Raw genomic sequence first — 264 nt, 5'->3', positions numbered from 1 at the left:
AAAAAGAAATAGTTAGAGAAGTTCCCTCTTGAAAGTTTAATTGAATTTCTTCAGATGAAGGTGAAAGATCGGAAGCTAGAATCGTTGGCGCACTAGTTTCCTGTGTATTAGGCAAAGGATTGTCTAAGGCATTATTCTCATCCACAAGAGGGTCATTAATAACTTGAGAGGGATAGTAAGAAGAAGCCGTTGTATTAACAAGATAACTAGAATTAAGCCCAAAATTAGAAATATTCAAAATGACCATCCCAATGAGTGAAATAA

General features: G+C 34.8%; 1 pseudogene. It reads right to left on the bottom strand.

The features are described 5' to 3' along the window. Positions 1-238: pseudogene (locus tag TY19_RS00465) on the bottom strand (hypothetical protein); the annotation flags it as partial. Positions 239-264: the final 26 nt, after the last annotated feature.

This window comes from Candidatus Protochlamydia sp. R18, assembly GCF_000648255.1.
Taxonomy (GTDB): Bacteria; Chlamydiota; Chlamydiia; order Chlamydiales; family Parachlamydiaceae; genus Protochlamydia; species Protochlamydia amoebophila.
This window is presented reverse-complemented; position numbering and strand designations above follow the sequence as displayed.